The sequence below is a fragment of the Paenibacillus oralis genome (assembly GCF_003863965.1).
In the GTDB taxonomy this organism is placed as follows: domain Bacteria; phylum Bacillota; class Bacilli; order Paenibacillales; family Paenibacillaceae; genus Fontibacillus; species Fontibacillus oralis.
In genome coordinates, this window is record NZ_RRCN01000001.1 from 1,703,852 (window position 1) to 1,730,767 (window position 26,916).

The 26,916-nt window shown below is 51.4% G+C and carries 22 protein-coding genes and 2 pseudogenes; 4 read left to right on the forward strand and 20 right to left on the reverse strand.

Going from position 1 to position 26,916, the window contains the following annotated elements; genetic code table 11:
- Window positions 1–98: 98 nt before the first annotated feature.
- The 19 genes from EHV15_RS08010 to EHV15_RS37235 form a co-directional block, all read right to left on the reverse strand.
- On the reverse strand, window positions 99–1,763 hold the full coding sequence (locus EHV15_RS08010) for a pyridoxal phosphate-dependent decarboxylase family protein (RefSeq protein WP_128630776.1): 1,665 nt from the start codon (window positions 1,761–1,763) through the stop codon (window positions 99–101).
- A gap of 921 nt (window positions 1,764–2,684) precedes the next feature.
- Window positions 2,685–3,587, reverse strand: coding sequence for a transposase (locus EHV15_RS08015; protein WP_128630777.1), 903 nt, complete (start codon window positions 3,585–3,587; stop codon window positions 2,685–2,687).
- Window positions 3,588–4,026: 439 nt separating this feature from the next.
- Window positions 4,027–5,388, reverse strand: coding sequence for a replicative DNA helicase (dnaB, locus tag EHV15_RS08020; protein ID WP_128630778.1), 1,362 nt, complete (start codon window positions 5,386–5,388; stop codon window positions 4,027–4,029).
- 1 nt (window position 5,389) lies between these two features.
- Window positions 5,390–5,833 carry a 50S ribosomal protein L9 gene (rplI, locus tag EHV15_RS08025; RefSeq protein ID WP_128630779.1) on the reverse strand — a complete coding sequence of 148 codons (444 nt, stop codon included), beginning with the start codon at window positions 5,831–5,833 and terminating at the stop codon, window positions 5,390–5,392.
- Window positions 5,830–7,818 carry a DHH family phosphoesterase gene (locus EHV15_RS08030; protein WP_128630780.1) on the reverse strand — a complete coding sequence of 663 codons (1,989 nt, stop codon included), beginning with the start codon at window positions 7,816–7,818 and terminating at the stop codon, window positions 5,830–5,832. The genes rplI and EHV15_RS08030 overlap by 4 nt, the downstream gene beginning before the upstream one ends.
- A gap of 11 nt (window positions 7,819–7,829) precedes the next feature.
- Window positions 7,830–8,750: a DUF2232 domain-containing protein gene (locus tag EHV15_RS08035; RefSeq protein WP_128630781.1), complete on the reverse strand. Its 921-nt coding sequence runs from the start codon at window positions 8,748–8,750 to the stop codon at window positions 7,830–7,832.
- 6 nt (window positions 8,751–8,756) lie between these two features.
- Window positions 8,757–9,059: a MazG-like family protein gene (locus EHV15_RS08040; protein WP_178075795.1), complete on the reverse strand. Its 303-nt coding sequence runs from the start codon at window positions 9,057–9,059 to the stop codon at window positions 8,757–8,759.
- 84 nt (window positions 9,060–9,143) lie between these two features.
- Window positions 9,144–9,572, reverse strand: coding sequence for a CBS domain-containing protein (locus EHV15_RS08045; protein WP_128630783.1), 429 nt, complete (start codon window positions 9,570–9,572; stop codon window positions 9,144–9,146).
- Window positions 9,573–9,932: 360 nt separating this feature from the next.
- On the reverse strand, window positions 9,933–11,018 hold the full coding sequence (locus EHV15_RS08050) for an LCP family protein (RefSeq protein ID WP_128630784.1): 1,086 nt from the start codon (window positions 11,016–11,018) through the stop codon (window positions 9,933–9,935).
- 720 nt (window positions 11,019–11,738) lie between these two features.
- On the reverse strand, window positions 11,739–12,782 hold the full coding sequence (locus tag EHV15_RS08055) for an ABC transporter ATP-binding protein (protein ID WP_128630785.1): 1,044 nt from the start codon (window positions 12,780–12,782) through the stop codon (window positions 11,739–11,741).
- Complete coding sequence (locus EHV15_RS08060) at window positions 12,779–13,807, reverse strand: ABC transporter ATP-binding protein (RefSeq protein WP_128630786.1); 1,029 nt, start codon at window positions 13,805–13,807, stop codon at window positions 12,779–12,781. The genes EHV15_RS08055 and EHV15_RS08060 overlap by 4 nt, the downstream gene beginning before the upstream one ends.
- Window positions 13,774–14,793, reverse strand: a complete 1,020-nt coding sequence (locus EHV15_RS08065) for an ABC transporter permease (protein ID WP_128630787.1) — start codon at window positions 14,791–14,793, stop codon at window positions 13,774–13,776. Before EHV15_RS08065 ends, EHV15_RS08060 begins: the two co-directional genes overlap by 34 nt.
- Window positions 14,790–15,761: an ABC transporter permease gene (locus EHV15_RS08070; protein ID WP_128630788.1), complete on the reverse strand. Its 972-nt coding sequence runs from the start codon at window positions 15,759–15,761 to the stop codon at window positions 14,790–14,792. The genes EHV15_RS08065 and EHV15_RS08070 overlap by 4 nt, the downstream gene beginning before the upstream one ends.
- Before the next feature lie 117 nt (window positions 15,762–15,878).
- Window positions 15,879–17,612 (reverse strand): ABC transporter substrate-binding protein, encoded by a 1,734-nt coding sequence (locus EHV15_RS08075; protein WP_128630789.1) that lies wholly within the window; start codon window positions 17,610–17,612, stop codon window positions 15,879–15,881.
- 838 nt (window positions 17,613–18,450) lie between these two features.
- Window positions 18,451–18,720, reverse strand: coding sequence for a 30S ribosomal protein S18 (gene rpsR / locus EHV15_RS08080; protein ID WP_082207605.1), 270 nt, complete (start codon window positions 18,718–18,720; stop codon window positions 18,451–18,453).
- Between the two features lie 1,289 nt (window positions 18,721–20,009).
- The gene (locus EHV15_RS08085; RefSeq protein ID WP_128630790.1) at window positions 20,010–20,357 is read right to left on the reverse strand and encodes a hypothetical protein; all 348 of its coding nucleotides are present in this window, start codon (window positions 20,355–20,357) and stop codon (window positions 20,010–20,012) included.
- A gap of 105 nt (window positions 20,358–20,462) precedes the next feature.
- Window positions 20,463–20,900: an Hsp20/alpha crystallin family protein gene (locus tag EHV15_RS08090; RefSeq protein WP_005836070.1), complete on the reverse strand. Its 438-nt coding sequence runs from the start codon at window positions 20,898–20,900 to the stop codon at window positions 20,463–20,465.
- Window positions 20,901–21,075: 175 nt separating this feature from the next.
- Complete coding sequence (locus tag EHV15_RS08095; RefSeq protein ID WP_005836072.1) at window positions 21,076–22,119, reverse strand: ATP-binding protein; 1,044 nt, start codon at window positions 22,117–22,119, stop codon at window positions 21,076–21,078.
- A gap of 112 nt (window positions 22,120–22,231) precedes the next feature.
- On the reverse strand, window positions 22,232–22,858 hold the full coding sequence (locus EHV15_RS37235) for an ATP-binding protein (RefSeq protein ID WP_246061400.1): 627 nt from the start codon (window positions 22,856–22,858) through the stop codon (window positions 22,232–22,234).
- A 147-nt stretch (window positions 22,859–23,005) separates the two neighbouring features.
- Between EHV15_RS37235 and EHV15_RS08105 the strand changes: the two are divergent.
- The 4 genes and pseudogenes from EHV15_RS08105 to EHV15_RS08120 all read left to right on the forward strand — a co-directional run.
- A pseudogene (locus tag EHV15_RS08105) lies at window positions 23,006–23,542 on the forward strand (transposase); the annotation flags it as partial.
- A 76-nt stretch (window positions 23,543–23,618) separates the two neighbouring features.
- The gene (locus EHV15_RS08110; protein ID WP_028407134.1) at window positions 23,619–23,945 is read left to right on the forward strand and encodes a transposase; all 327 of its coding nucleotides are present in this window, start codon (window positions 23,619–23,621) and stop codon (window positions 23,943–23,945) included.
- Between the two features lie 35 nt (window positions 23,946–23,980).
- Window positions 23,981–24,874, forward strand: coding sequence for an IS3 family transposase (locus EHV15_RS08115; RefSeq protein WP_260986070.1), 894 nt, complete (start codon window positions 23,981–23,983; stop codon window positions 24,872–24,874).
- 98 nt (window positions 24,875–24,972) lie between these two features.
- Window positions 24,973–25,863: pseudogene (locus EHV15_RS08120) on the forward strand (IS1182 family transposase); the annotation flags it as partial.
- 114 nt (window positions 25,864–25,977) lie between these two features.
- Here the strand turns inward: EHV15_RS08120 and dpsA are convergent.
- Window positions 25,978–26,904: a dipicolinate synthase subunit DpsA gene (gene dpsA, locus EHV15_RS08125; protein ID WP_128630792.1), complete on the reverse strand. Its 927-nt coding sequence runs from the start codon at window positions 26,902–26,904 to the stop codon at window positions 25,978–25,980.
- Between the last annotated feature and the right edge of the window lie 12 nt (window positions 26,905–26,916).

Genomic DNA, 26,916 nt, shown 5'->3' on the forward strand with positions numbered 1-26,916 from the left:
AATCTTCGAAGAGATATGGCCGAAAAGCAAGCGTTTGATCTTTTCCTTCACGTTGAATTTCATCTCCTGGAATGTTTAGTTAGTGAACCGTCTAATAGTCATGATTTAGCCAGCGAGACGCTAAACTCCTCGCATACCTCGGATATGCACGCCTTCAAATACTGCACGATTTCGGGCACAAGCTCCGGCCGGGTATGAGGCGATATGACAAAAAACTTGCTGACATACAGCGGAATTTCCTGGCCTTCGGCAGAGCCTGCCAGCAAATGCTTCTTCGTATCCCCGAAAAACATCCGGTCCCGGCGCTCCCCAAGCTTCTCGAACAGCCGTTCATTCAACAGGTTGGTCCGCTCGATATCCCGCGCGGAGCATGTCCCGCCGACCTCTTCGGAAAACCGCGGGCTTCCCGGCAAATAAATGCGGATCAGCGTCGAGATGCCCGGATTGTCCGGGTTGGCGATGTCGGCCTGCGGGATTTCGGCGGCAAGCCGTTCCCGGAACCGCAAATTCACCTCCAGGAATTGCGCCAGCAACCGCTGATAGCCTTCCGCGCCGAAGGACAGCAGCAGACTGTACATGCTGATCGAGCTGGCCATCCGGGAGCACTCCAGCGTATAGCCGGTGTGGTATTCGCCATAACCGCGGTGTCCAACATACGGGGTTTCGTCCGCCTCCAGATCCATCAAACGGAGATCGGCCGCGTTTTTGAGCAGGAACAAGCTGGATACATATGGAGCCTGTCCGAGCTTTTGGAAATCGAAGCACAGAGAGTCGGCCAGCGGCAGCAGCCGCATTTTTCTTTGAATGCCCTTCAGCATATTGAGAACCCCCGCGCTGAACCGCAGCGGATTTTCCTGCAAATCATAATCGTTGAAAAAGGCAAAAAAACCGCCCAAAGCCGAATCCGCATGAATATGCGGGCATGGCAAGCCGAACCGCCCAGCGGTTTCCTCGGCGGCGGCGCGAATCTCGGCGAGATCATCGATCCCGATGGCGTCCGTTGTGCCCGTCGTCGCGACGATATAAACAGGAACGCCTCCCGATAAAGCGGCTTTTTCCAGTTTGCTTCGCAAATCGGCCACGTCCATCGAGCTGTCGGGCATTGTTTTCACTTTTACGAGATGATCGCTGCCGATTCCGGCGGCCTCCACCGACTTGAGCAGGCTGTAATGAGCCGCCTCCGAGCAAAAAGCATACAAATTGTTCGGAACACCATGTTTTAGCGCGTCCGGATCATATTTGGCGATGGCGATTCTGAGTCCGGAAAATACCGCTCCTTGCCCTCCCCAGGTCGTGTATCCCCCGCTCAGGCGGGCATCGTAACCGACCAGCTTGGACATCATCGCTATGACTCTCACCTCGGCCTCGGCCCCGGCCGGGCCGTAAACATCCCACAGATTGTTCCCGTTCACCAGCATCGCCGTCAGCATTCCCAACATTCCGGGAATCGAAGCCATGGGCAGTATATTTGTAAAAAAGTATTTGGTGTGATACGGGTGGCCATGCAGCAGCTTGAGCAGCTCCTCGTTTACCTCCTGCATAGGGACACCTTCACTCGGAATAACGCTTTGCGACGCCAGCCTGCCGTAAAAATCGGGATTTCTCTGCTTCTCCCCTTTAAGGTTGACTCCATCGGGATTTTTCAACTCATCTACGCCCCGGACCAGTTGCTCGATCAATTCCATCATCCGTTCGCGCTGTTCCGGATTGCCGTCCTCGCTTGGAAACCAATCCCTCACATCCGGCTTGCCGTTCATTTCCATCTGTATCCTCTCCTTATTGCTCCCGTTTGAGTGATTTTTCTCTTTGGATACTGCAGTTGAAGAAGCTTCCAGATCGGTTTATTGAAAATCGCATCAAGCTCCCTTCCATTTACTTTCATTCCTTGCAACCCTAGATTATACAAGATATCCATCTAAGTACAGATAAGTGAAGACATATATGCCATGAAATGGCAGGTTTTGAGTTTCTTCTTCGGTTCTACTACGCGTACCCTTCCCCCGTCTCTCATGAGCAGAAGCACCGAGTAATTCGGCTCTTTCTAATCTGTGGACGCTACTCTAACGGAAACCAACAACCCTCTCTAAACCAGTTCATCCAGGACGATTTGAGGTAAATAAGGTCTTCTGTGTCCGCTACATTTTGTAATCCTCCGTTTTTTCGCAAATAACGGCTCTGGTGTCCCTTAGCCCTCAGGTTCCTCTTCTCCTCCCCTCTCTACCTGCGCTTTGCCCTCTACCATGACCAAATTTTATAACTCATTGTTATTGACAGCAGCCCGACCTAAATCAACTGCCAAACGAATTAAAGTATTCTTTTCTTGAGGTGGGCGGCAGATCAACACTCGCTGTCCGGACGCTTTGCACGATTATCCCGTTTGATCAGGTAGCAGAGAAACAGACAAGCTCGGGAGAAGATAATATTTGGTGGAGAAGCAGAACGGTTCGAGATAATTTAGACGGGCTTAGGAGAAGGAATCAGGTTTAGGGGAGGTGAAAGACCAGATAAGAGATCAAGACAGGAGATTAAGACAGGAAATCAAGGACAAGACGCGAGGGAAACGAAAAGACCGTAATTTTGCTGTAGCCTGAACCCTTCCATTTACAGCAACGCCCGGACTGTTCATGCTAACCCCTATTTAAGTTGATCTGCGTCAAACTCCCCCCGCCGTTCCAGCGCCACGATCAGGCCGCAGCCGCAAGGGGCCGGTTCGGTTGGCGTGCGATCAGCCGGCGGTAAGGGATCGCCGGAATCGCCACACACATGCGCAGCAACTTCTGCCGCATCGTTTCTTTCGCCCCGGGCCGGCGCAGCGAGCGGCGTACGGTGTACTCGTTTAGGTACGCCTGCAGATGCTTCAGTCCCAAGGCTACATACGTACTCTTCAGCGATTCCCACGCCTCTCTCACCACTTTCCGCAAGGGCGTATACAGCCGATAGGCTAGAGGGAAAGACTCTACCGCCGATGTACGGACATCCACATGCCCGTTGATGAACGCGGCGAGTTCGTGACGGTTTGCCCTTTTCCCGTCTCCTCTTTTATGCGGCACCAGGCGGATTTTGACCTGCTCCGGCTCGCCCGATTCCGTGACCGTGCATCCAGCTACGACCGCCGAGGCGTACGGATGCGAAACCTGAAACCGGGACGGATTACGCCCATACAGATCGCTGTTCACCTTCACGTCTCCGCAGAGTAGCTCTCGGGCATCGAATTCCCCAACGGAATGGCGTATTTTATGCAGCATCAACCAGGCGGTTTTGTAGGTGACTTGGATCACCTTGCTCAGCCGCATCGCCGAGATGCCGCCCTCAAGCAGGAATAAATCCAGAGCCTCGAACCACTTGAGCAGGGGCAGGTGCGTTCCTTCAAAAATCGTACCGACCAAAGCCGACGTTTGATGCTTGCACTTTCCACACTCGAACAAGGGGATATGCCGGGAGGTCAGACGACTGCACCGGGTGTGAGCGCAGCGCGGGCAGACAAAGCCGTTCGGCCACTTCATCGCGATCAGCGCCTCCATACAGGCCTGCTCGTCGTTATAACGGCAGGCGTATGGTTGAAGTTCCGTTCCCGTATTGCCCTCCATGTTCACTCGCCCCCGAATCAAAAATTTACGAACACACGTTCCATTTATTTCATTATACCAAACGTACGTTCTCTTTTCAAGCCGAAAATCTTACCTGAACCGGCTCATTTTTTCCTCATCTCTTTTTCTTCTCCTTTTTTTGGAACCCTTGCTCTAGCCCCCACCCCCTGCTCCCTTAACGAAAGGGATAATCGTGCAAAGGCAAGCAGCAGGCAGGGACACCAAGGCTGGGACACCAGGACACGAACCTAACACGAACCCTGTAGACAGCCCCCCTCACCTCTGATTCAGCGTCAACTCCGGCAATGAATTGCTGCTTTACCCAGCAAATCAAGGCTTGCTGCCGATTTTTGCTGCGAAAGTTGAGTTATAAATTCTATAATGTAAAAAGAGCCGACGGTAACCGTCAGCTCTCGAATCTTGTATCTCGTTTCTAATTTTAACCGGCAAACGCGTCGGTATGCGCCCGCTCGTAGTTGGCGAATTTGTTGAAGTTTTTCAAGAACACCAGCTCGACCGTCCCGACCGGGCCGTTCCGCTGTTTGGCGATGATGATTTCGATAATGTTCTTCTTTTCGGTCTCCTGATTATAGTAATCGTCCCGGTACAGGAACGCCACGATGTCGGCGTCCTGCTCGATCGAACCGGATTCCCGCAAGTCGGACATCATCGGCCGCTTGTCCTGCCGCTGCTCGACGCCCCGGCTTAACTGGGACAAAGCGATGACCGGCACCTCCAGCTCCCGCGCAATCTGCTTGAGCGTCCGCGAAATTTCGGATACCTCCTGCTGCCGGTTCTCGCCCGGTTTGCCCCGGCCGTGAATCAGCTGCAAGTAATCGATCAGGATCATCCCGAGGCCCTTCTCCTTCTTCAAGCGGCGGCATTTCGCCCGAATATCCGCGACCGTGACGCCCGGCGTATCATCGATGTAAATCTCCGCCTCCGACAAGGCGGCGATGCCCATCGTCAGCTTCGCCCAGTCGTCATCGTTTTTGAAATCGCCGGTCCGCATGATCCCCGCGTCGAGATTGGCCTCGGCGCAGATCATCCGCTGTACCAGCTGGACCGCGGACATCTCCAAACTGAAGATGGCGACCGTCTCTTTGGCGCGCACCGCCACGTTCTGCGCGATATTCAGCGCAAACGCCGTTTTACCTACCGACGGCCGGGCCGCCACGATAATCAAATCGCTGCGCTGGAACCCGGCCGTCATTCGGTCCAAATCGACGAATCCGGAAGGAATGCCGGTCGTCGTTCCGCGGTTCTGATGAAGCTGCTCGACGCGGTCGAACACCTCCATTACCACGTCGCGGATCGCCACGAACCCGCTGCCCGAGCTGCGGTTGGAAATCTCCAGGATGCTCCGCTCGGCGTCGCTGAGCATGCCGGAGACGTCCTCGCCGCCGGCATAACCGTCGCTGACGATCTGCGTCGCCGTGCGAATCAACCGGCGCAGCATCGACTTCTCCTCGATGATCCGCGCGTAATAATCCACGTTCGCGGCCGTCGGCACGGCGTGCGCGAGCTTCGCTAAATAGCTGACTCCGCCGATATCCTCCAATTCGCCGCGGTCTTTCAATTTGGCCGTCAGCGTGACGAGGTCGATCGGCTTGCCCTCCTCGCCAAGCTGAACCATCGCTTCAAAAATCAATTGATGGGGCTTGTCATAAAAATCTTCGGTCCGCACCCGCTCCATCGCGGTGATGAGGGCCTCCGACTGGAGCAGGATCGCCCCAAGCACCGCCTGCTCCGCTTCCAGATTTTGCGGGGGGATCCGATCGAAAAACAGATCACCGCTCATTTTATTCCTCCGCCACGTGAACCTTCAGCGTCGATTTCACTTCCGGATGCAGCTTCACCGAAACCTGAGTCACGCCAAGCGTACGGATCGGTTCGGGCATCTCGATTTTCCGTTTGTCCAGCTTCACGCCGGCTTTCTCCAGCGCGTCCGCCACCTGCTTGCTGGTGATTGCACCGAACAGGCGCCCGCCTTCCCCGGCTTTTGCTTTCAGCTCGACGGTGATCTCTTCGAGTTTTTTGCCCAGTTGGATCGCGTCTTCCTTCTCCTGCTGTTTACGTTTTTGTTCCGCCGCCGTCTGCTGCTCCAGCGTCTTCACGTTGCCTTCCGTCGCCGGGCGGACCAGTCCGCGCGGGATCAGGAAGTTTTGCGCGTAGCCTTCCGATACGTTTTTGATTTCCCCTTTTTTGCCTTGACCTTTGACATCCTGCAAAAAGATCACTTTCATTCGAACAACCCCTCTTCCTTCTCCATTTCATCCAGCACGGCGAGCAGCTTCTTCTCTGCTTCCGCCTGGGTTCCTTCCAACTGTACGGCGGCATTGGTCAAATGCCCCCCGCCGCCCAGCCGCTCCATCACGACCTGCACGTTCATACTGCCGAGCGAGCGGGCGCTGATGCCGATCAGGCCGTCCGGCCGCTCGCTGATCACGAACGATGCCATCACGCCCGTCATGTTCAATAGCGTATCGGCCACCTGGGCGATCAGCAGCTGCGGGACTTTGCGCCCCGGCTCCGCCGCCGCCAGTGCAATATGCCCGTGGATCATCCGCGCATGTTTGATGATATCCGCCTTGATGATGTACTCCTGCAGGTCTTCCTTCAGCAGCCGCTGCACCAGCACCGTGTCGGCCCCGTTCCGCCGCAGGAACGCCGCCGCCTCGAACGTGCGCGACCCGGTATGCAGCGCAAAATGCTTCGTATCGACCGTCATCCCCGCCAGCAGCGTCGTCGCCTCCAGCGGGCTGATCTCCACCTTCTCGTGAATGTACTGCAATAGCTCGGTCACAAGCTCGCAGGCGGAGGAGGCGTACGGCTCCAGATAGACAAGCACCGCATCGCTCACGAATTCCTCGCCCCGCCGGTGGTGGTCCACGACGACCACCCGGCTCGCCTCCTCGACCAGCCGCGGCTCCATCGTGATCGACGCCTTATGCGTATCCACGAGCACGAGCAGCGTATGCTGCGTCATCATGCCGAGCGCCTGCTCGGGCGTAATAAACCGCCGCATCAAAGCTTCGTCCTTGCCGAGATGCTCCATCAAGCTGCCGATGCCCGGGTTCGGGCCATCCAGGACGATGTGAGCTTCGACCTTATACATATCGGCGGCTTTCAGCACGCCGATGGAGGCGCCGATCACGTCGAAGTCCGGGACGCGATGGCCCATGATGATGACGCGGTCGCTCTCCTGCATCAGATCGCGCAAAGCATGCGCGATCACGCGGGCGCGAACGCGCGTCCGCTTCTCTATGGCGCCCGATTTGCCGCCATAGAAAGACAAGCGCTGACCGGCCTTCACCGCGGCCTGGTCGCCCCCCCGCCCGAGCGCCATATCGAGGCTCGACTGGGCGAGTTCGCCCAGCTCGCTGAAGCGCTCGGTGCCGAAAGCGAGGCCGATGCTGAGCGTAATCGGCACCTTCAGGTCCGCGGTCATCTCGCGGACCTCGTCAAGGATGACGAACCGGCTTTGCTCCAGTTCGTTCAGCGATCTCTGATTCAGGATCATCAGATACCGCTCGGAAGACAGCCTCCGCAAATAAACGCGGTACTGTTTGGCCCATTCCGTGATCGCCGTCGCAACCCGGGCGATCAACGCCGTCCGCTGCTGGTCGTCCATCCCCTGCGTCGCCTCGTCGAGATTGTCCAGCAGGACGATGCCCAGCGCGGCGCGCTCGTCTTCGTAACGCCCGCGCAGCACGGCCAGTTCTGTGATGTCATGGATGTAAATGAGCCGCTCCGCCTGATCCACGGTAAGCTCGTAATAACGATCGTCCACCATCGCTTCCGCCATGATTTTTCCGCCGTGCCCATCCTTCTTGTCCTTTCCCTGCTGAGGGAACTGCAACTGCGGCAGAAGCTCGGCGAGCGGCTGCCCGATGACCGAATCCCTGCCGTACATCTGATCGACGAACCGGTTATGCCATTCCACGGTCCGCTCCTCGCTGTACAGCATAATCCCAAACGGCAGGCTGCTGACCACCTCGCCTTCCACCCGCTTGATGCGGTAGGTCAGATCCGTGACGTAACGGACCAGTTCCTTGCGGAACCGGCGTTCCGCCTGCAGCATGTTATAGGTCAGCACCCCGACCAGGCAAAGGCTAACGAGTCCCAGAATCCAGTTGTAATAGGAGACGAAGATGACGAGCAGCAGCTGAAGCATGAACATCCACACGGTTTGATAACCGTACCAACGTTTTTGCAAAAGATTTGGCATGCCTTCTCACCCTATCGTCTTGGTCTAGTAATCATATCCCGCAGCGGAAAAGCGATGTCCAGAATCCCCACGATACGCAGCGGCGGAATGAACAAGAGCGCTACCACGAGCAGCACCGGGAAGACCGGGTTCCACTTGCGATGATAAGCCACAAAGAAGAAGAAGCTTGCCGTTTGTACCATAAATAAAAAATGCAGCAGCGGCATCAGATTGAGCACGATCGTGCCGAGGAACCCATTTTGTATGACTCCGCCGGCAAACAGCTGAATCAGCAGCCCGATCAGGTAGTACCAGATGAGCGAGCGCGGAAGCTTCCAATCCCGGATCGGTGCCAGCTTCGGGACGGCATGCCCCAGGCTGGCCAGCGTCGGCCGGGAGACGGCATGGGCCACGGCGGCCATCAGCAGCGAGCAGACGATCATCGTGAACGGCACCACCCGCACGGTCAGGCTGGAAAACTGCTGGCTCATCTCCGGCGACCAGACCAATCCGCCCGACATGGGGCTGTCGGCCACGTCCTGCAAAGGCGCAACCGCCGCATTGATCATATCTTCAATGGCCGTGGCCAGATTGAAGTCGAAAAACACCGTGCTGATCAGCAGCACCAGGATAAATTCCAGCAGAAGCACCCCGGTTCCGGACATCACGATCCGAAAAGCCGGGCTTCTTTTCTTATATAAATAACCCATCACGATCGCGGGGATGATGAAAAATACGGCATGCAGCAATAGGAACGGCCCAAAAACGAGCGCCGCAATCAGCCAAACGGCCGCTGTATGCACGATAAACGCTCTGGTGGACAACGTCGTGTAGAGCAAGACGCCCGGTACCATTAGGAAAAAAATCGTAACCACGGTCAGCGGAGTAGCAAGTGACAGCAGAAGCAGTAAATAAACGGCGCTCCAGGCCACCGATGTCCAGCGCAACTTCAAATGGGTTCACCTCTTATGCATATGTTCTTCAAGTGCAGAAATATCCTGATACCAATCCTCCAACTGGTGACCCTCCTGCTTATGTTTCCTTAGTTTTTCCAGAATACTGTCATCCATATCCCGATAGGAAACACCAAGTCTGCGCCCCAAAATATAGCTGCTGACGATCAGACTGGCAAGACTGTCCGTTACCCGTGTCGTGCTGCCTTCCCATAGTGCCTTAAACAAACGGGATACGTGATCGACTACTTCGGTTTTGAGCCATTCAATCACCTTGGCGCGTTTGGCCACATCCATTTCCCTTTGCATGGCGGACAGCTTCCACCCTCCCCGAAAAAAAACTTATTCTTCATTATAGCATATAGCAAATGCGCCAAGGGACGCAAACGCCTTCTATTTATTGGATTCCAGCGCGTTTCTGGTGACGAATTTTTCGCAATATTCGATAATTTGGCTGCGGCGGACAATGCCGATAAACCGCCCCCGGTCATCCACCACCGGAACGAAGTTCTGCATCTTCGCCAGATTAATCAAATCCTCCATGTCCGCGTCGATGCGCACCGGTTTGATGTCCAATTTGAGCGGAACATCCTTCAGCGAAAATTTTGAAGCGGTCTCAAAGTTCACCTTGCCATTGGAATTTTTCATATACCAAAGCAGGTCGCCTTCGGTCACCGTTCCGACATAGGCCCCGTCCCCGCTGATGATCGGCACGGCCGTATAGCGGTGGAACTCCATCCGCTCCAGCGTCTGCCGCAGCGTGGAGTCCAGCGTGACGGTGACGACATCGTTTTTGGGCAATAAAAAAAACGCAATATTCATCGGATCGAAATCCTCCTCACCTTTCTTCAGACTCCCCTAATTGTTACGTTTCAAAACGGAAGTTGTTCCGCCCGTTCCGCGAGAAATCGGCAGCCGGAAACCGGACTGCCGAATTTTTTTGCATTATAAGTGCGTGTTCAAAAAGTCGGCTTTTCAGCACTGAGAAGGTTGGATGAAGCTAGGGACTGAGTAGCGGAGCGTACGTTTTGGGTACGTGAGCAACGGAAGGCCCGGCTGAATTCAAGATTCGACGCCCGATCCACTTCATGACCTGCTTCGTGATCAAAAGATGACTTTTTGAACTACCTCTATTCTAAAATATGACGGGATTCTCCGGCTCATGCTTTTGTCGCTCTCCCGCTATTCCGCCGCCGTCCCCGAACCGTTTTCGTTCGAAGCGCCGGCTTCGGTTCCGGCCTTTTCCGCATCCCGCGATTCCGGCGTAATCAATTTATCCGGCTCCGTTTCCGGATCGATCCAGCTTCCGATCATCTCTTTGGCGAAGGCGACATCCTCTTCGTTGGCTTTGTCATAATAAATCCCACCTATGCGCATCCCTTTGCCCATAATGGTGAACCCGCTGATCTGCGGCTGCTGGCTGCCGAGCAGTACCTGTTTCGACAGGTCAATGATTTTGCTTGGCGCAAGATCGGTTTTGAAATTTTCCCCCATCATGTCCATCAATTCGGGAATTTTCGTCACCTGATCCAACTTCAGCATCCGGTTCACCATCGCATTCAAAAAGATCTGATGGCGTTTCGTCCGTTCAAAGTCGCTGTCCTCCCGGTATCTGACGTAATTGAGCGCTTCGTCCCCGCTATAAAGCGGTTTGCCGGCCTTAACCGTAAATTTCTCGTGATATTTCTGCTTGTTGACGATATCCTTGGTGATCGGCAGCTCAATGCCGCCCAGGGCGTCCACAATTTCCCTCAGCCCCTGAAAGTTAATCGCCGCATAATAATCCGCCGGATAACCGATGAAGTTCTCCACGGTGTCCTTCGCCATTTTCTCGCCGCCAAAAGCATACGCGTGGTTGATCTTATCCTGTCCGCCTTTACCCACAATTTCCGTATACGTATCACGGGGAATGGAAATGAGCAGCACTTTTTCCTCTTCCGGGCGCACCACCGCATAAATCATCGTATCGGACCGGGCCGGCTCATGATCCCGCTGATCGACGCCAAGCAACAGCATGGTGAACGGCTCCAATCCCTGTTCCTGCTCAACCTGCTGCGGCTCCGTTTCGCCTCCCAGAGGGGCATAAGATTTCTCCAATTGCTGCTCTACCTGTCCGGAGAGGAACAAGTCAAACGCCATGATGGCCAGCGGCTTGCGGAACACATAAGCTCCCGCCCCGATGATCAGCACGATGGCGATGAGCGCAATCCACGATTTTTTACCAAACTTCTTTTTTCGCTTCGAGCTGCGTTTCTGCCTTTCTATCATATGATGCCTCCATTTTTAATTCATAGATTTAGATTTCCGTTTTATAGTAATAATACCATTTCCAACTTGCCTGCAAAAATATCTCTATCGTTTCGTACTATAACACATTGAGGAATTACGGTACAACAATAACCGACATACCTCTTGTTGGACAAGGCACCCAAACCGGCGGCAAAACGTCTCTCAGCGTAAAAAATCTCCCCGCTCGTGAGGTTCTTCGGAGGGTGCAAACCCATTCCCTCTTCGGTTCAACTACGAGAACCCTTCCCCTTCTTTCACGATCCGAAGCACCAAGTACCTCGGCTCTTTCAATCTGTAGTCTACATCCAGTGGACGCTGCTCTAACGGACTCCAGCGACCTTATCCGTCTATTTCCCGGGTATTTCCCAGCCTAACGGACACACATGGCCCTATTTCGCTCTAAACCCGTTCATCCAGGCCGATTTGAGGTAAATAAGAGCATCTGTGTCCGTTACATTTTGCAAACCTCCGTTATTTCGAAAATAACGGCTCTGGTGTCCCTTAGCCCGCAGATTCCTCTTCTCCTCCCTCCTCTACCAGTACATCCTCCTCTACCCGCCGAAAATTCTTATAAAGAAGCCAGAGCACCTTTAGCGGTAGTTTTTCTTAACGCTATCAGGAAGCCGAGGCTCTGAATTAAAACAAAGAGGCCTGTTCCCCATTCCGAGAGCGGCCCCCTGCCTTTCTATTATGAAATTACTATACCAAACCGCTATCCGCGCTAAGCGGGAAGTGGCAGGCCACCTGGCGGCCAGGCGCCGCTTCCGTCAGCTTCGGCTCCACCCGGGCGCATTTGTCCCCGGCAATGGGGCAGCGGGTATGGAACCGGCAGCCTGAAGGCGGATTCGCCGGCGACGGCACATCCCCCTGCAGCACGACGCGCTCCTTGCGGCGTCCCGGCGCAGGTTTGGGAATCGCCGACAGCAGTGCGGCCGTATAAGGATGAAGCGGCGCGGAAAACAACGTTTCCGTTTCCCCCACTTCCACCAGCTTGCCGAGATACATGACACCCACCCGATCGGAAATATGGCGGACGACATTCAAACCGTGAGCGATGAACAAAAACGTTAACCCCAATTCACGCTGCAGCTTCATCAGCAAATTAATGACTTGCGATTGCACGGATACATCCAGCGCCGAAACCGCCTCGTCCGCGACAATAAATTTCGGGTTCAGGGCAATTGCCCGGGCAATACCGATCCGCTGCCGCTGTCCCCCGGAGAATTCGTGCGGATACCGGTTGCGCCGGCTGGCATCCAGCCCGACCAGCTCCATCAGCTCAACAACACGCTCGTCGATCTGTTTGGCGGACATGTTCCGGTGAACGCGCAGCGGTTCGCCGATGATATCCTTAACCAGAAAACGCGGATTCAGCGAGCCAAACGGATCCTGGAAAATAATCTGCATTTCCTCGCGCAGCTTTCGCAGCTCCTGGCCCTTTAACGCGTGAATATCCTGCCCCTGGAACACGACCTCCCCGTCCGTCGCGCCCTGAAGCCGCAATATCACACGCCCCAGCGTCGATTTTCCGCATCCCGATTCACCGACGAGTCCAAACGTTTCTCCTTTGCGAATGGCCATGGAAACGTCGTCTACGGCTTTCACGTGCCCGACGATCCGGCTTAACAATCCTTTCTGAATCGGAAAATATTTTTTCACATTGCGGATATCCACCAAAATCTCCCCGGAATTTTGGCTATCCGCTTTCGGTGTTGACTGCACAGGCGACGTGTTGATGATCATGCCGGTTTCACCTCGTTTCGTCCGCTTGGCTCCCCGGCCACAAACTCCGGCTTATCCTCATACAACCAGCAAGCCACGCGATGATCGTCTCCGATCAAGAATTCGCCAGGCTCCTTTTGCCGGCAAATGTCCATCGCGTGCGGACAACGCGGATGAAACCGGCACCCCGAGGGCAGCTGCCCGATCGGCGGAATCGTCCCCTGGATCGTATACAGTTCTCCTCCCCGTTCCCCTTCAAAACCCGGAATCGATTGCAGCAGCCCCACCGTATAAGGATGGCTCGGATGGGCGAAGATGTCCGCCACCGGCCCTTCCTCCACGATCGCTGCCGCATACATGACGGCGACCCGGTCGGCCATTTCCGCTGCCACGCCCATGTCATGCGTAATCAGCAGAATGGACATCCCCAGCTCGGCCTGCAGCTTCCGCAGCAGATCGAGAATTTGCGCCTGCACCGTCACGTCCAGCGCCGTCGTCGGCTCATCGGCGATCAGCAGCTCCGGATTGCAGGCCAAGGCAATGGCGATTACGACGCGTTGACACATGCCGCCCGACAGTTCGTGCGGATATTGCTTGGCGCGGATCTCCGGACCCGGAATGCCCACCAAACGCAGCAAATCGACCGCCATGTTCCAGGCTTCCTCCCCATTTTTGTGCTGATGCAGCCTCAAGCTTTCGGCGATTTGCTCCCCAACCGTAAATACCGGATTTAGCGCCGACATTGGGTCCTGGAAAATCATAGCAATTTGATTTCCGCGGATCTGGCGCATTTCCTCCTGGCTCTTCAGCGACAACTCCTGCTCACGGAACCTGATATCTCCCTCCAAAATCATCCCTCCGGCATAATCAAGCAGCCGCATGATCGCCAGCGAGGTCACACTTTTTCCGCTGCCCGACTCGCCGACGAGACACAGCGTTTGCCCTTTGTCCAGACTAAGCGAGATGCGGTCGGTCGCCTTGACAACGCCTTGCTCTGTAAGAAAACCTGCCGTCAATTTGCGGATTTCGAGTAATTTTTCCGCCATTTCGTCAGCCTCCTCCGCGATTTGCTGATGTTCTTTCTGGGATCCAGGGCGTCGCGAATGCCGTCGCCGATAAAGTTCACCGCCAGCACGACGATCAGGATGCACAACCCGGGATAAACGGCCTGCAGCTTATCGATCAGCATAAATTCCTGCGCATTGCTGAGCATAAGCCCCCAGCTCGTCGCCGGCGCCTGGATGCCGAGCCCCAAATAGGACAAAGCCGATTCGCTCAAAATAGCCGAGCCTACCATCAATGTGGCGTTGACGATAATCGGAAAACTGGAGTTGCGCAGCAGGTGGCGAAAAATGATGCCCATATCCGATACCCCAATCGCTCTCGCTGCTTCCACATACTGCATTTCCCGCAGCTGCAGGAAATTCCCCCTAACCAGGCGGGCGATGCTCATCCAACTCGTAAAAGCCAAGATCATAATCATATACCGGATTTCCGACCCGAAGATAGCAAGCACAAGGATATTAAGGAACAAGGTGGGCACCGAATTCATCACATCGACGATGCGCATGCACACTGTGTCGACCCAACCGCCGAAGTACCCGGACAACGCCCCGATGATCGATCCGATCACAACCGACGCCAAGGCGACGGAAAAGCCGATCAACAAAGAGATGCGGGCGCTGTACAGCAGCCGGGTAAAAATATCCCGCCCCAGCTCATCGGTGCCGAGCAGATGCCCGGGCGAACCGGCCGGAAGATTGGCGTACAGCAGATCGATTTTCGCCGGATCATACCCTGAAATCACCGGTGCCAATAGAGCCGCGATAATGAAAAACAACAGCACGCCCAGCCCCGTCATGGCGTACGGATTATGTGAAAATTTACTCCAGAGCGTTCTCCATGGGCCGGGCGGTTTTCTGGACGAAAGCGCCGGCTCGGCTTTGCCGCTGGTTAGGGAAGACTCCGCCGGGTTCGGGATAGGCGGCTCCGGAGAAGGACCGGACGGATACGGAACTTTCAGCTCGCTCATGCCGCCGTTCCCCCCTTCCGCCCCAATTTAACCCGCGGATCCACGATCGCGTACAAAATGTCCGCCAACAGACTGCCGATGACGACCACGACGGCGGTAACGATGGTGATCGCCATCAGCACGGAGTATTCGCGCGCCGTAGCCATCTCAACGTATAATCGGCCCATGCCCGGCCAGTTAAACACGTTTTCCGTCAAAGCGGCTCCCCCAACCAACAGCGGCAAGTCCAGGCCGATGATCGTGATGATCGGAATGAGCGCGTTGCGCAGCGCATGCCGGAACACCACCTTGCGTTCCTTGACGCCTTTGGCCCGCGCGGTACGGATGTAATCCTGCTCCAGCACCTCAAGCATGCTCGCGCGGGCGTATTTCATATAAGAAGCCAGGAACCCCAAAGACAGCACCGAGACCGGCAGCACCAGATGCATAAATAAATCGGTGATGCTGCCTTCCTTGCCGCGGCTGTGCATGTCCGAAAGCGGGAACCAATCGAGGCCGAGGGAAAGCCACTGCTGCAGCAAAATACCGAACCAAAACGTCGGCATGGCAAACCCCAAATAAGAGATAAAGGACGCGGTTTGGTCGGACAAACCGTATTCCTTCGTGCTGTTGTAGATGCCCCAAGGCAAAGCGATAACGAGCGTAACCAGCCAGGCCGCCCCCATCAGTATCAGCGTGTTGGCGATCCGCGGCCACAACAGATCCCCGACGGGCAGATGATTTTTAAACGTATAACCGAGGTCGCCCCGCAGCAAGTCCCCCACCCAGCGGACGTACTGAACGGGAATCGGCTGATCCAGGCCAAGGTTACGCTTCTGCTGTTCGAACGTCTCCGGCGATAAGCCCGGAGCAAGCATGACTTGGGTGGGACCGCCCGGAGCCGCGTGAATGAGCAGAAAGGTCACGACCGTAATCAAAAAAATGACCAATACCGATTGCAACAAACGACGGATCAGATATTCTGTCATTGTTTACCCTCCCGAGGTAACAAGCGATAGAACCACCGGACCCTTTCCATTAAAGAGAAGGAGAAAGAGAGTGCTCCCTTTCCCCTCCGGCGATTCTATATCCCGTACCCGTCTTTTCTAGTCGGTTACCCACCATTTGATAATATGGAAGAACTGCCCGTACCCAAGCGACGGTTCCGGACGGTCTTCTTCCGCCCAATGCACGCGAGGCCCCGTTCCGATCGCTTGCCCGTATTGATACAGGAACACGTAAGGCAAATCGGTGGAAATTTCCTTGGCCACTTCTTTATATATCGCTTGTCTTTCCGCCTGATCGACCGTCGAGTAACCGTCTACCCACAGCTGATCCAGCTTCTCGTTTTTGTACCAGCCGCTGTTTTGCCCCGCCGGCGGGAAGTATTTGGAGGAGAAGACGTTCTCCGAATCGGGATCCGGCGTATTCAGCGACCAGCCGAGCAGGATCGCTTGGTATTTGCCCGGCGTTACGTTCTGGTCGATCCATGCCGCAAAGTCGATAGCTTTCGGAACCGCTTCAATACCGACATCTTTCAAATTTTGTTGAACGACCGCGGCGATCTGCTCGCGGCGGCTGTTCCCGGCATTGTACTGCAGTTCAAAGGAGAAGCGGTGTCCGTCCTTCTCGAGAATACCGTCCTTGCCGGCCACCCATCCGTCTTCGGCCAGCAGCTGTTTGGACTTTTCCGAATCATAGGGATAATTCACGGCCGCGTCTTTCGGGTCTGCCCACGTATCCGGCAGGAACGGCGCATTCATCAGCGCGCCGACACCTTTCAGTACGTTGTCGACCATGCCTTGACGGTTTAGGGCATACGCGATCGCCTGTCTCGTCTTTTGCCCTTCAAATAGTCCGTAATTGCCCGGGAAGTTTTTCGGTTCAAAGTTAAATTGGATGTATTCGTACTGAGCTCCCGGCTTTTGGATGATCGCGATGTCCTTGTTCGATTTTACAGCTTCCACCTGCGTCACCGGAATCGCGCTGATATGGTCCGTATCGCCTTTCAGCAGCGCCTGTACTTCGGTATTTTGGTCGGCGTAAATTTTGTAAATGACTTGAGCGATATGCGGTTTTACCGCTCCCCAATAGTTCGGATCCGCATCCAGCGTATGGCTTTCCCCCTGTTTCCATGCCGTCCACTTCCAGGGCCCGCTCGTGACCGTTTTGGCCGGATCGGTCCCGTAGGCGTTTTTCTGCAGTTCCTTCACCGGAACATCCTTCAAGACATGGGCCGGAACCAATTGTTGGACCAGCGAATACTGGAATGGAGCATAAACCTGCTTCAGCGTAATATTCACGGTATGGTCATCGACCTTTTCCATTTTGTCAACTTTATCATACAACCCGATTCCGGGAGCCCCTGTATCCGGGTTGCGGATCGTATCGATCGTATAAATGACATCGTCCGCGGTGACCGGCTGCCCGTCGCTCCACTTCGCCGTATCTTTCAGCTTCACGGTGTACGTTTTGCTGTCCTCGGAAATTTGAGGAAGCTCCGCGGCCAGCGACCACGGTTCGGCGGCGACGTTTCCTTCGCGATCCAAATCATACAATTTGGCAAAAACAAACTGCACAACATCCCCCGAAGACGTATCATTGACGAAGACCGGATTCAAATTGACGATATCGGAAAACGTACTGAGCGTAATCGTTCCGCCGTCCACCGGCTCATTTGCCGCTTTATCCGTACCGGGCTCAGACGTATTTTCGGTTGGCGCCGTGTTTTCGGGCGCAGGTGTATTGGAAGCTGTGTTATTCGTGCTGCAGCCCGTAAACAAAATTCCGACCAGGGATAAAACAAGTAAAACCGACCACAAATTTCTCCTCTTTGCCATGATGCAGTGACTCCTCCTTTTGAATTATGTAATCAAAGCCGTTCCTCTTATGGGAAAATATCTCAGTTGAATTATTGATCATGATACATGTGAAAATATCTTACGTCAATATCTTTTTTAGCAAACTGTTGGTTCCTCAATTATCATATTTTGCAAAAAATATAAAACAAAAGTTTATATGAACCGCTTACAAATTTAAATAGGTTATGTTTTATTACATATATATAACATTATAGATTGCTTGTTTTTGACACATATTACATCAATATGACAAGATACGACGAGGCTTGTCTGTAAAATAATCACATTTTGTCGTATCGCATCGATTGATATCGTTCAATTTCAGGTACGCATGTTAGAAAACCTGGCCAATTTCCCCGCCCTTTTGGGGTATCGAATATATCACGTTTCCCGTAACCCACAGTACTATTGGCGTTAAGCACATTTGGTGATCCCAAAATCACGGATCTAAGGGGAACTGTACTATTCACTTCATTGTTATCCCAATAGGTCTGGTGACGCTGCTCTAACGGACACCAGCGACCTTATCCGCCCATTTCCCGGGTATTTCCCAGCCTAACGGACACAGGCGACCCTATTTCGCTCTAAACCCGTTCATCCAGGACGATTTGAGCTAAATAGGGTCATCTGTGTCCGTTACATTTTACAAACCTCCGTTTTTCCCAAAATAACGGCTCTGGTGTCCCTTAGCCCCCTCATGTCCCTCTTCTCCTCCCCTTTCTACCTGCGCTTCGCCCTCTACTCCGCCGGAAAATGTATAGTCACAAAAAAACAGCCGGAACCATTTAGGTTCCGGCTGCCGCTTTCGGCTTGCCGATTATTCCGTAGTGTAAGGAAGCAATGCGATTTGACGAGAGCGTTTGATGGCAACCGTCAAAAGACGTTGGTACTTCGCGCTGGTGCCCGTTACACGACGAGGCAAAATTTTACCGCGTTCGCTGATGAATTTCTTCAACAGCTCGGTGTCTTTATAATCAATGTGAGTAATTTTATTCACAGTGAAGTAGCACACTTTACGACGTTTGTTGCGGCCGCCGCGGCGTGCCGGTCTCTTGTCGTCTCCGCCTTCTCTTTGTTTGAAGCTCATGCTTTTCAGTCCTTTCCGTAATTAAAATGGCAATATTGAAGAACGTACACTGTGTAATTCCCCGATACCCCTTGTTCTAATTGAGTTTTTATTGATTACACACACGTCGCTGTGTAAATCGTGAATTCACTTTTCTTAAATTACCACAAATACATCTAAAAATCAAATGTTTAATCGGGCCACGTTCCGCCTCGATAATTGTACGTACTTATACAACCTCCTCGGTGTATATACTAATGGTGGGGTACAGTCCCCTCCTTGCATTTAGAGCAAATAGGCTACCACGATTGTTAGTTATGGTAGTCTATTTGTCTCTCCAGAACTAAACAGGCAGAAATTTAAACGTTCCCAGACGAAAGATGTATATGTAATTTTTGTACTAAGCCCTCGTTGTCCTGTTATTTTTCATACTATACGCTAACTTTCCGTAGACGGTTTCCTGTTTTTCATCCTCTCCTTCAGCGATACTTTAATGCGATAAAAGCTGTCGGCGCCAGCGCCTTGGTAGCCTGTACGAGAAGTGATACAGCGACTCTAATGGTATCCTTCGCATATGCGGGTGGCGGCATCGGTTAGTTCGTCGTCGGTATGAGCGGCCGACAGAGAAAAGTGGACTGCGCGCCGTCCCGGCGGGCAAGCCGGTTATCAATCATACCACGCCCTGGCCAAAGAAGGCTTTGAACACGTCGCAAAAAATACGAATTAGCCGCGAGATGAAGGACGAAGTGTACAATCTGCTTTTTCCTAGCACCAAAATCCCTAATCAGATAGGCGAAAAAAATCCCCCGCCTATGAAGGCAGGATCCTCATTCAATTTACTCTGGACATTTGGAAAAATTCGCTGAACCATATCGCTAAATTCCTTCGAAAAATCCGCTAAACGGGTCTTCCTTGCTCAACATCCCTCACGTATCGGTTCACGTGTTCCACAAAATCGGGGTTCGTGGTACATACACATTTTTAATGGTCAGATCCTCGCCTCTTGCTGGGCAATTCGGCATGGTTCAACAATTCAAGTTTCACGGGAGTGAAATTCCTTTTTGCAACCAGAAAAGCGATGGACAAATGTCCGCCGCTAAAAGCTTACCCTGTTTTCTTTGCAAATAGTCGCAAATGCCGCGCAAGAGGCAGCATGCCGAACGTGACTTGCACCTCTGCCTCGCCCAGCGCCTTCAGCATCCCGGGCAAACCAGCGCGCCTTGGCTTGGATGGTTTTGGGGTATACGCATCGTCAAGTGAAAAAACGACCGCCTTCTTTTTAAAGAATACGATCGTTTTCACTTGCTGTTTTATTGATATTGCCGTGGCTGCAAATTCTGATTCTGCCAGCTCTGAGCCGTTGGCCAGCCCGCACTCTGCAAGCCGGGTTGTTGTTGCGCTGTTTGTTGAAGCTGAGAACAAATTTGCATCGCCTGCTGCATCTGCTGTATGGCAGTTTGATGTCCTTGCAGAACAAATTGAATGGTTTGAACCGCTTGACGTTCTTTCTGGGCCAGCTGATCCAGTTGGGCGGCGTTTTGCTGCTCCTGTTGCAACATTTGCTGATACATGTTGCTCGATTGCTGCGTTTGCTGGATCAACTGTTGAATAATCTGCGCGCATTGGCTTGCTTGCTGTGAAAGGTTTTGTTGATACACGATCATTGACCTCCTTCAATATGGTAGGACTTCGTCCCCCAAAGGTTATTTTGTGCAAGCGCCCATTTTTCATGTAACGCCTATATTGTGATCTCACACTTCATTTTAATGAAACTGCACATCAATTTGCCGTTGGGTATCGGCTTTTAATTTCGGCATTCGAACTTCAAGGACACCGCTGCGATACGTTGCTGTCGTTCCTTCCGTTTGAACGCGTGATGGCAAAGACACCGACCGTTGGAATCGTCCGACAAACCGTTCTTTGCGGTGTATTTGTTCCTGTTTCACTTCATTCGCTTGCTTTATGGTCCCACTAATTGTAAGCATGTTTTCATCCACATCGATATGAAGGTCTTCTTTTTTATCCAAACCAGGGATTTCACAAGAAGCAATCACTTCATGTTCATTCTCAAATACATCAATACGAGGGGTTGCAAATCCTAGACGCGCGCCGATTTCCGGAAGACCTTCGTTAAAAATTTTTTCCAAATCCCTTCTCCATAGATCGGTATTGCGAAACGAATCCCAAGGAATGAGCGGCATGTAATTTCCTCCATTGTCATCATTTTTTCAAGCTTTATTTTGTACTCTTCGGGAAATATTATTCTTTGCTACCCTGCATTGTTGAATTGAAATATGCTTTTTTGGGTCGCGACTCCCGGCAAGAGCCCCTGAAAAAATTGTTGAGAGTTTGTTTACCGCAATGTTACCGACACATTTAAACTGTTCCCTTAAATGCGGGTAATTGAACAATAACGTTTGTGCCTAGATCAGAGCTATCGATTTTCAAAGAGCCTCCCATTTTTTCGATCATAACTTGACTAAAACTGAGCCCAAATCCAATGGCGTCCTGTTTACTTGTAATAAACGGTAGGATGATTCGGGACTGCAGATCTTCTGGAATTCCTGCTCCTTGATCGCGAACAATGATGTGGATGTGATTATCCGTAATGTTAATTCGGAGCGTTAAGACAGAACCTGGGGGACTTGCATCTAATGCATTGTTAATGATTTCTTGCAGCGCCGCTCGCAGCAACTTGGGGTGTCCAAACACAAAACCGTTTTGCTCCGGAAATTCCAGAGCGAAACGTACTGTTTTCTCCAATGCTTGGACCTGTATATCTGGAATCCATTCTTGCATAAATGAAAGAAGAGAAATAGGAACAAATTTCCATTCGAAAGGTTTTCCAAAGAGCAAAAATCGCTGCAACGCTTTGTCGATCGTCTGAATTTGCTCATCAAGCAGTTTAAAGTATCCGGCCAATTTCTGATGAGGTGGAGATGCCGCGAATTGTAAAACGGAAACATGATCCTTCAAACTTTTTTCCAGAAGTTGAAGCGTCCCTTTGATTACCGTTAAAGGATTTAGAATGATATTGGCTGTGCCCGCCGCCATATGCACAATGGTTTCCCTTCTTTCTTTCTCGCATTGTATTTTCACGTACTGTTGAAAATCTTGGATATCGGCCATCAGAACAAAACATTCCCCTTTTAGCTGCGGGTATACATAGGTGATCATGGATCGTACTTTGCCATCTAACCTCTCTTGCACGAGTACTCCCGAGTAATTCTTTTTATCCTGCAGTACTTGCCCCACGATCGATTGTAATGCCGAGTGTTCAGGGAATTCTTCTCCGGAGGTTACTGTGTACCAGGTATTCATGGTTGTATTTAAAAATAAAATTTTGGCTTCTGAATCGACGATAGCCAGTCCAATATCCATTTGATCTGAATTCATGAGGAACTCTACGATTTGCCTCATCACCATTAACTTCCTTCCCGGCCACTTATCGTGTGCAGAACTACAGTAAAAAAGCCAGCTAATTTCTCGTCACGAAGTGGAACCCGATTTCTAAGATTATACCTATAAGCCGTTACAGAGCGATGGGAAAGGATACGGTAAAAGTTGTACCTTCGCCAACCTCGCTTGCAACCTCAATATTCGCATTGTGATACTCTGCAATCTGATAACAAATGGATAGCCCGAGACCTGTCCCTGTCTCTTTCTGTGTAAAAAAAGGTTGTCCGATCTTTTGCAACAATTCTTGCGGAATTCCAACCCCGTTATCCCTTATGCTTACTTTAACCCATTCATCGCATCGCATTTGTTCGATCCAGACGGTTCCTCCTTCAGGCATCGCTTCAATGGAATTCTTAATCAAATTAATAAATAACTGTTTGATTTTATTTCCATCGCACCGGATCTGCACGGATTCCTTGGTTGGATGAAAGTGAATTTCAACATTATGTAAAGTGGCCTGCGTCTGAAGCAGCACAACGATATCCTGAATCAGCTCGGAAAGATCATGCCGCGTCAAGTTCATCTCTTGCGGTTTGGCTAAGGCCAGCAGTTCATTTACAATAAGTTCGATACGAGTTAATTCATCCTTCATAATATCGTAGTACTTACTTCCATTTTCGTTGCCGGCGCTTAACAATTGCAGAAATCCTTTCAGCGCGGTAAGCGGGTTTCGAATTTCATGCGCAATTCCCGCGGCCATTTGACCCGCTATGGATAATTTGTCTGCCTGATACAGACTGTCGACAAAGTACCTTTCGACAGTTTCTTTTTAATCAAAAACTTCATCCATTCACCGCGTTAATATGATATAATAGTATTAATCACTGATGAATGGGAGTGCTTGCAATTGCTGCGGAAAACAGGCTATGAAGGACGTACACAAATATCCTTGGTCTCTCTGGAGGAGTTGGTTCCGGGAGAGCATCTTGTTCGTCAAATTGAAAATGCAATTGACTTTAATTTCATTTACGATCTCGTTCGTGACACTTACAGCGAAGATACCGGTCGTCCTAGCATCGATCCTGTCGTTCTCATCAAGATCGCTCTTATTCAGTGTATCTTTGGCATCCGCTCGATCCGTCAGACGATCAAAGAAATCGAAACCAACATTGCTTATCGTTGGTTCCTCGGCTATGACTTTAGCCAGCCCATTCCTCACTTCTCGACGCTGGGTAAAAACTATGTCCGCCGTTTCCGGGATACAGGGCTCTTTGAATCGATCTTCGCCCGGGTTTTAGAAGAAGCCGTGAAGCATGGATTTGTGCACCCTGATGTGCTTTTCATCGATGCCACTCACGTGAAAGCTAATGCGAACAGAAACAAATACGTGAAAGAGCTAGTCCAAGAACAAAGCAAAAAGTTTCAAGATCTGCTGGATGATGACTATTTAGCCCCCATTTAGACTTGGACAGTACACCCCTTACTTAGATACAATGAAATCAAGCGGAGGGGAACACAATATGACGAAGAAACAGTACGACTTAAACTTTAAGAAAATGGTTGTTGCCAAGGGCAAAGAGATTGGCAATATGACAGCCGTAGCGCGTCAACATGAGCTTGATCCTAAGATGGTTCTCAGATGGGCCAGAGAGCTCAGCCGTAAGGATCTGGATCAGTTGGACGGGAACAGCATCAAGCAAGCGAAGTTTGTTCCTACTGCAGAAGATTATGCACAGCTTGAAAGAGAAAATGAAAAACTTAAGAAGCTCTATGCAGAGCAAGCCCTAGAGAGGGATATTCTCAAAGACCTACTAAAAAAAACGAACCCGCACTTGCGGATAAAATAGAGATTGCTCAGAAGTATATCGTACAAGGGCATAGCATCAGCTTCGTGCTGCGTGTACTGGAAGTAGAGCGATCCACGTACTATGCACATGTTAATAGAAGGCAGCAAGTTCAAGAGACTATACTCAGGATCGGTCGCCCCGCACCTGGTTTATCTTATACACAAGACGGCAAGCCCGTAAGCGATGAGCAGATCTGTGAATGGATCATGGAGTTCTTAGCAGGAGAAGGCGCGGCGTACGGCTATCGTAAGCTTACTGTGCTTCTTAGAAGACGCCATAAACTTAAGATCAACAAGAAGAAAGTGTACCGCCTGTGCAAGTTAATGGACGTGCTTCGTCCACAGCGAAAAATAAAGATAAAGCATCCTAAGCGTCTAGCTAACAATCGCGTGATAACCGATTCTAATCAGTTGTGGGAAGTCGATATTAAATACGGATGGATTCAAGGTGAGCAGCGGTTCTTCTTCCTTATGTGCATAATAGATGTGTTTGATCGCGCCATCGTCGCCTATCATATTGGGCTGACCTGTGAAGCCAAGCACCTCGTTCAGATTACGCAGGAAGCGCTTATGAAACGCCAGCTCTTTGATCAAGAGGATAAGCCGGTCTTACGTTCCGATAATGGTCCGCAGTTTATCAGCCATCGGTTTGAAGAGGCTTGTACGGAATTTGGCATGGTTCACGAGCGTATTCCGCCTAATACGCCAAATAAAAATGCGCACATCGAATCCTATCACGCCATCATTGAATTAGAGTGTTACCAGCGCCATGAATTTGAGTCCTATCCACAGGCCTATGAGATTGTGAGTCAGTTTATTCAGGATTATAACCGCATCCGTATTCATGGCAGCATCTATGACTTATCCCCCTATGAGTACAGGGAGGCAGTCAAGCAAGGAATGGTAAAACCGAAACAAGTTAAAGTTTGATCATCTTCGAAACGTCCATTTAAGAGTAAATGGCAGCAATTTAAAGCAATTCTACAATCGATATCGAATAAGAGGTGCAGTGTCCACAATAAGGGTGTTTAACCGATGAGATTAATCAGGACCGTATTGCGCATGGAAAGAAGCCTCTGGAAAAAAAGTCGGAAGTCTCCATGAAGGAGGTGAAGACCAGCGCCACTGATCCAGAGAGCGGGTTGTTTGTAAAAGGGGAAAAAGAACGGGTATTTGCCTACAGCTTCCATACCGCGTGTGATCGGAGTGGGTTTGTACTGGGCGTCAAGGTAACTCCAGGCAACGTTCACGACAGTCAAATGTTTGAGGATCTACTAGGCGAGGTGGCCCGGAACCTCTCGACTCCAAGGGCGGTTGCCGCGGATGCAGGATACAAGACACCCTACATTTGCAGGACGCTGCTCAAAGAAGGAATTCGCCCGGTTATGCCCTACACCCGGCCCCATACGAAAGATGGCTTTTTCCGAAAGTATGAGTATGTGTATGATGAATATTATGACTGCTACATTTGCCCGGCGAACGCTGTACTGTCTTACGAAACAACCAACCGCGACGGGTATAAAATGTATCGGTCCGATCCGAGCATTTGTCAGAACTGCCCACTTCGAGATCGGTGCACAGAGAGCAAGGATGCTGTAAAGCGGATCAGCCGGCACATCTGGGCTGAATACGTAGAGGAAGCTGAGCACCTCCGACATACGGAAGGAAGCAAACAGCTTTACCAAAAGCGAAAAGAAACAATAGAACGAGTATTTGCGGATTTGAAAGAAAAGCATGGCATGCGTTGGACGACCTTACGAGGACTTAAGAAGGTGACGATGCAGGCGATGCTTGTTTTCACTGCTATGAACCTGAAAAAAATGGCGACCTGGCTTTGGAAGTCAGGTCGCCGGATAAATAGAACGCACGCTCTTTTTCAATATGTGCTTCAAATTCACAAAAACTCCCATTGCTTTTGAATCAGCAAGGGAGTTTGTCTTCACTCTGAGAGGCCGGCAAAGTGCCGGCCTCTCAGATCAAGTATAAACAAGTAATGACGCCTCCAAAGGATTCGTTTTACAGTGTTCGCTATCTCATATCCCGGAAGGACAAGCAAGTATATCCATTTGCTCTCGATTTTGACTCCGTTCGTCCTGGATCAATTGACATAACGTTCTCGCCAATATACGTCCAGCCGTTCTTGGGGCGACCAATCCCGGTAAACTTGGTGCCAACAAGGCCTTGATTCCACGTTTTTCGGCAAAACGAAAATCGGTCCCACCTGGTTTGGAAGCCAAATCAATAATAATAGCGTGATGCGGAATACGGGTCAACACACGAGAAGTAAGGATTTGCTCCGGAACCGTGTTAAAAATAATATCCACATTTACGCCTTCATCGTACAAATCTTTCGTATAAAACGGCTCAATCCCCATCTCCCATGCACGTGCAAACTGCTCCGGTTTCAGAACCCCCGCTTTGACGTGTGCTCCCAGGCGGTGAAGCATGCCGGCTAACGTAAGACCGATTCTCCCCAAACCCAGCACCATACAACGCGAACCATGTATGGTAATGTCCGTATGTTGAATGGCCATCAATAAGGCGCCTTCCGCAGTGGGAATGGAATTGTATATGGCAACATCGTCCCTGCTGAATAATTCAATCAGATCTATTCCTAGTTCTACGCAAAGGTTCCTCAAGTAAGACTTGGCTATGCCAGTACAGACTTTTGCGTGTTTCGGCAAGGAAGACATATATTCCTTGTTCAGCAATAACGTTTCAGATGAAAATGAAGACTCTACTCTGCCATGGTCGTCTGTACCGACAACCGGTAATATCAATACATCAGCATTGCGAAGCACCTCCCTCGTAAGCTTGGAATGCTGAACTTCAAGAAGTTGTTCGTGCAAATCTTCATAACCGATTACCACAACATTTGCATCCAGGTCTGTGAATGACCGAATGATTTCAAGATGTCGGGCATCGCCTCCAAGGAAAACAATATGCAGACCCGTTAACAAAAAATCCCCCTA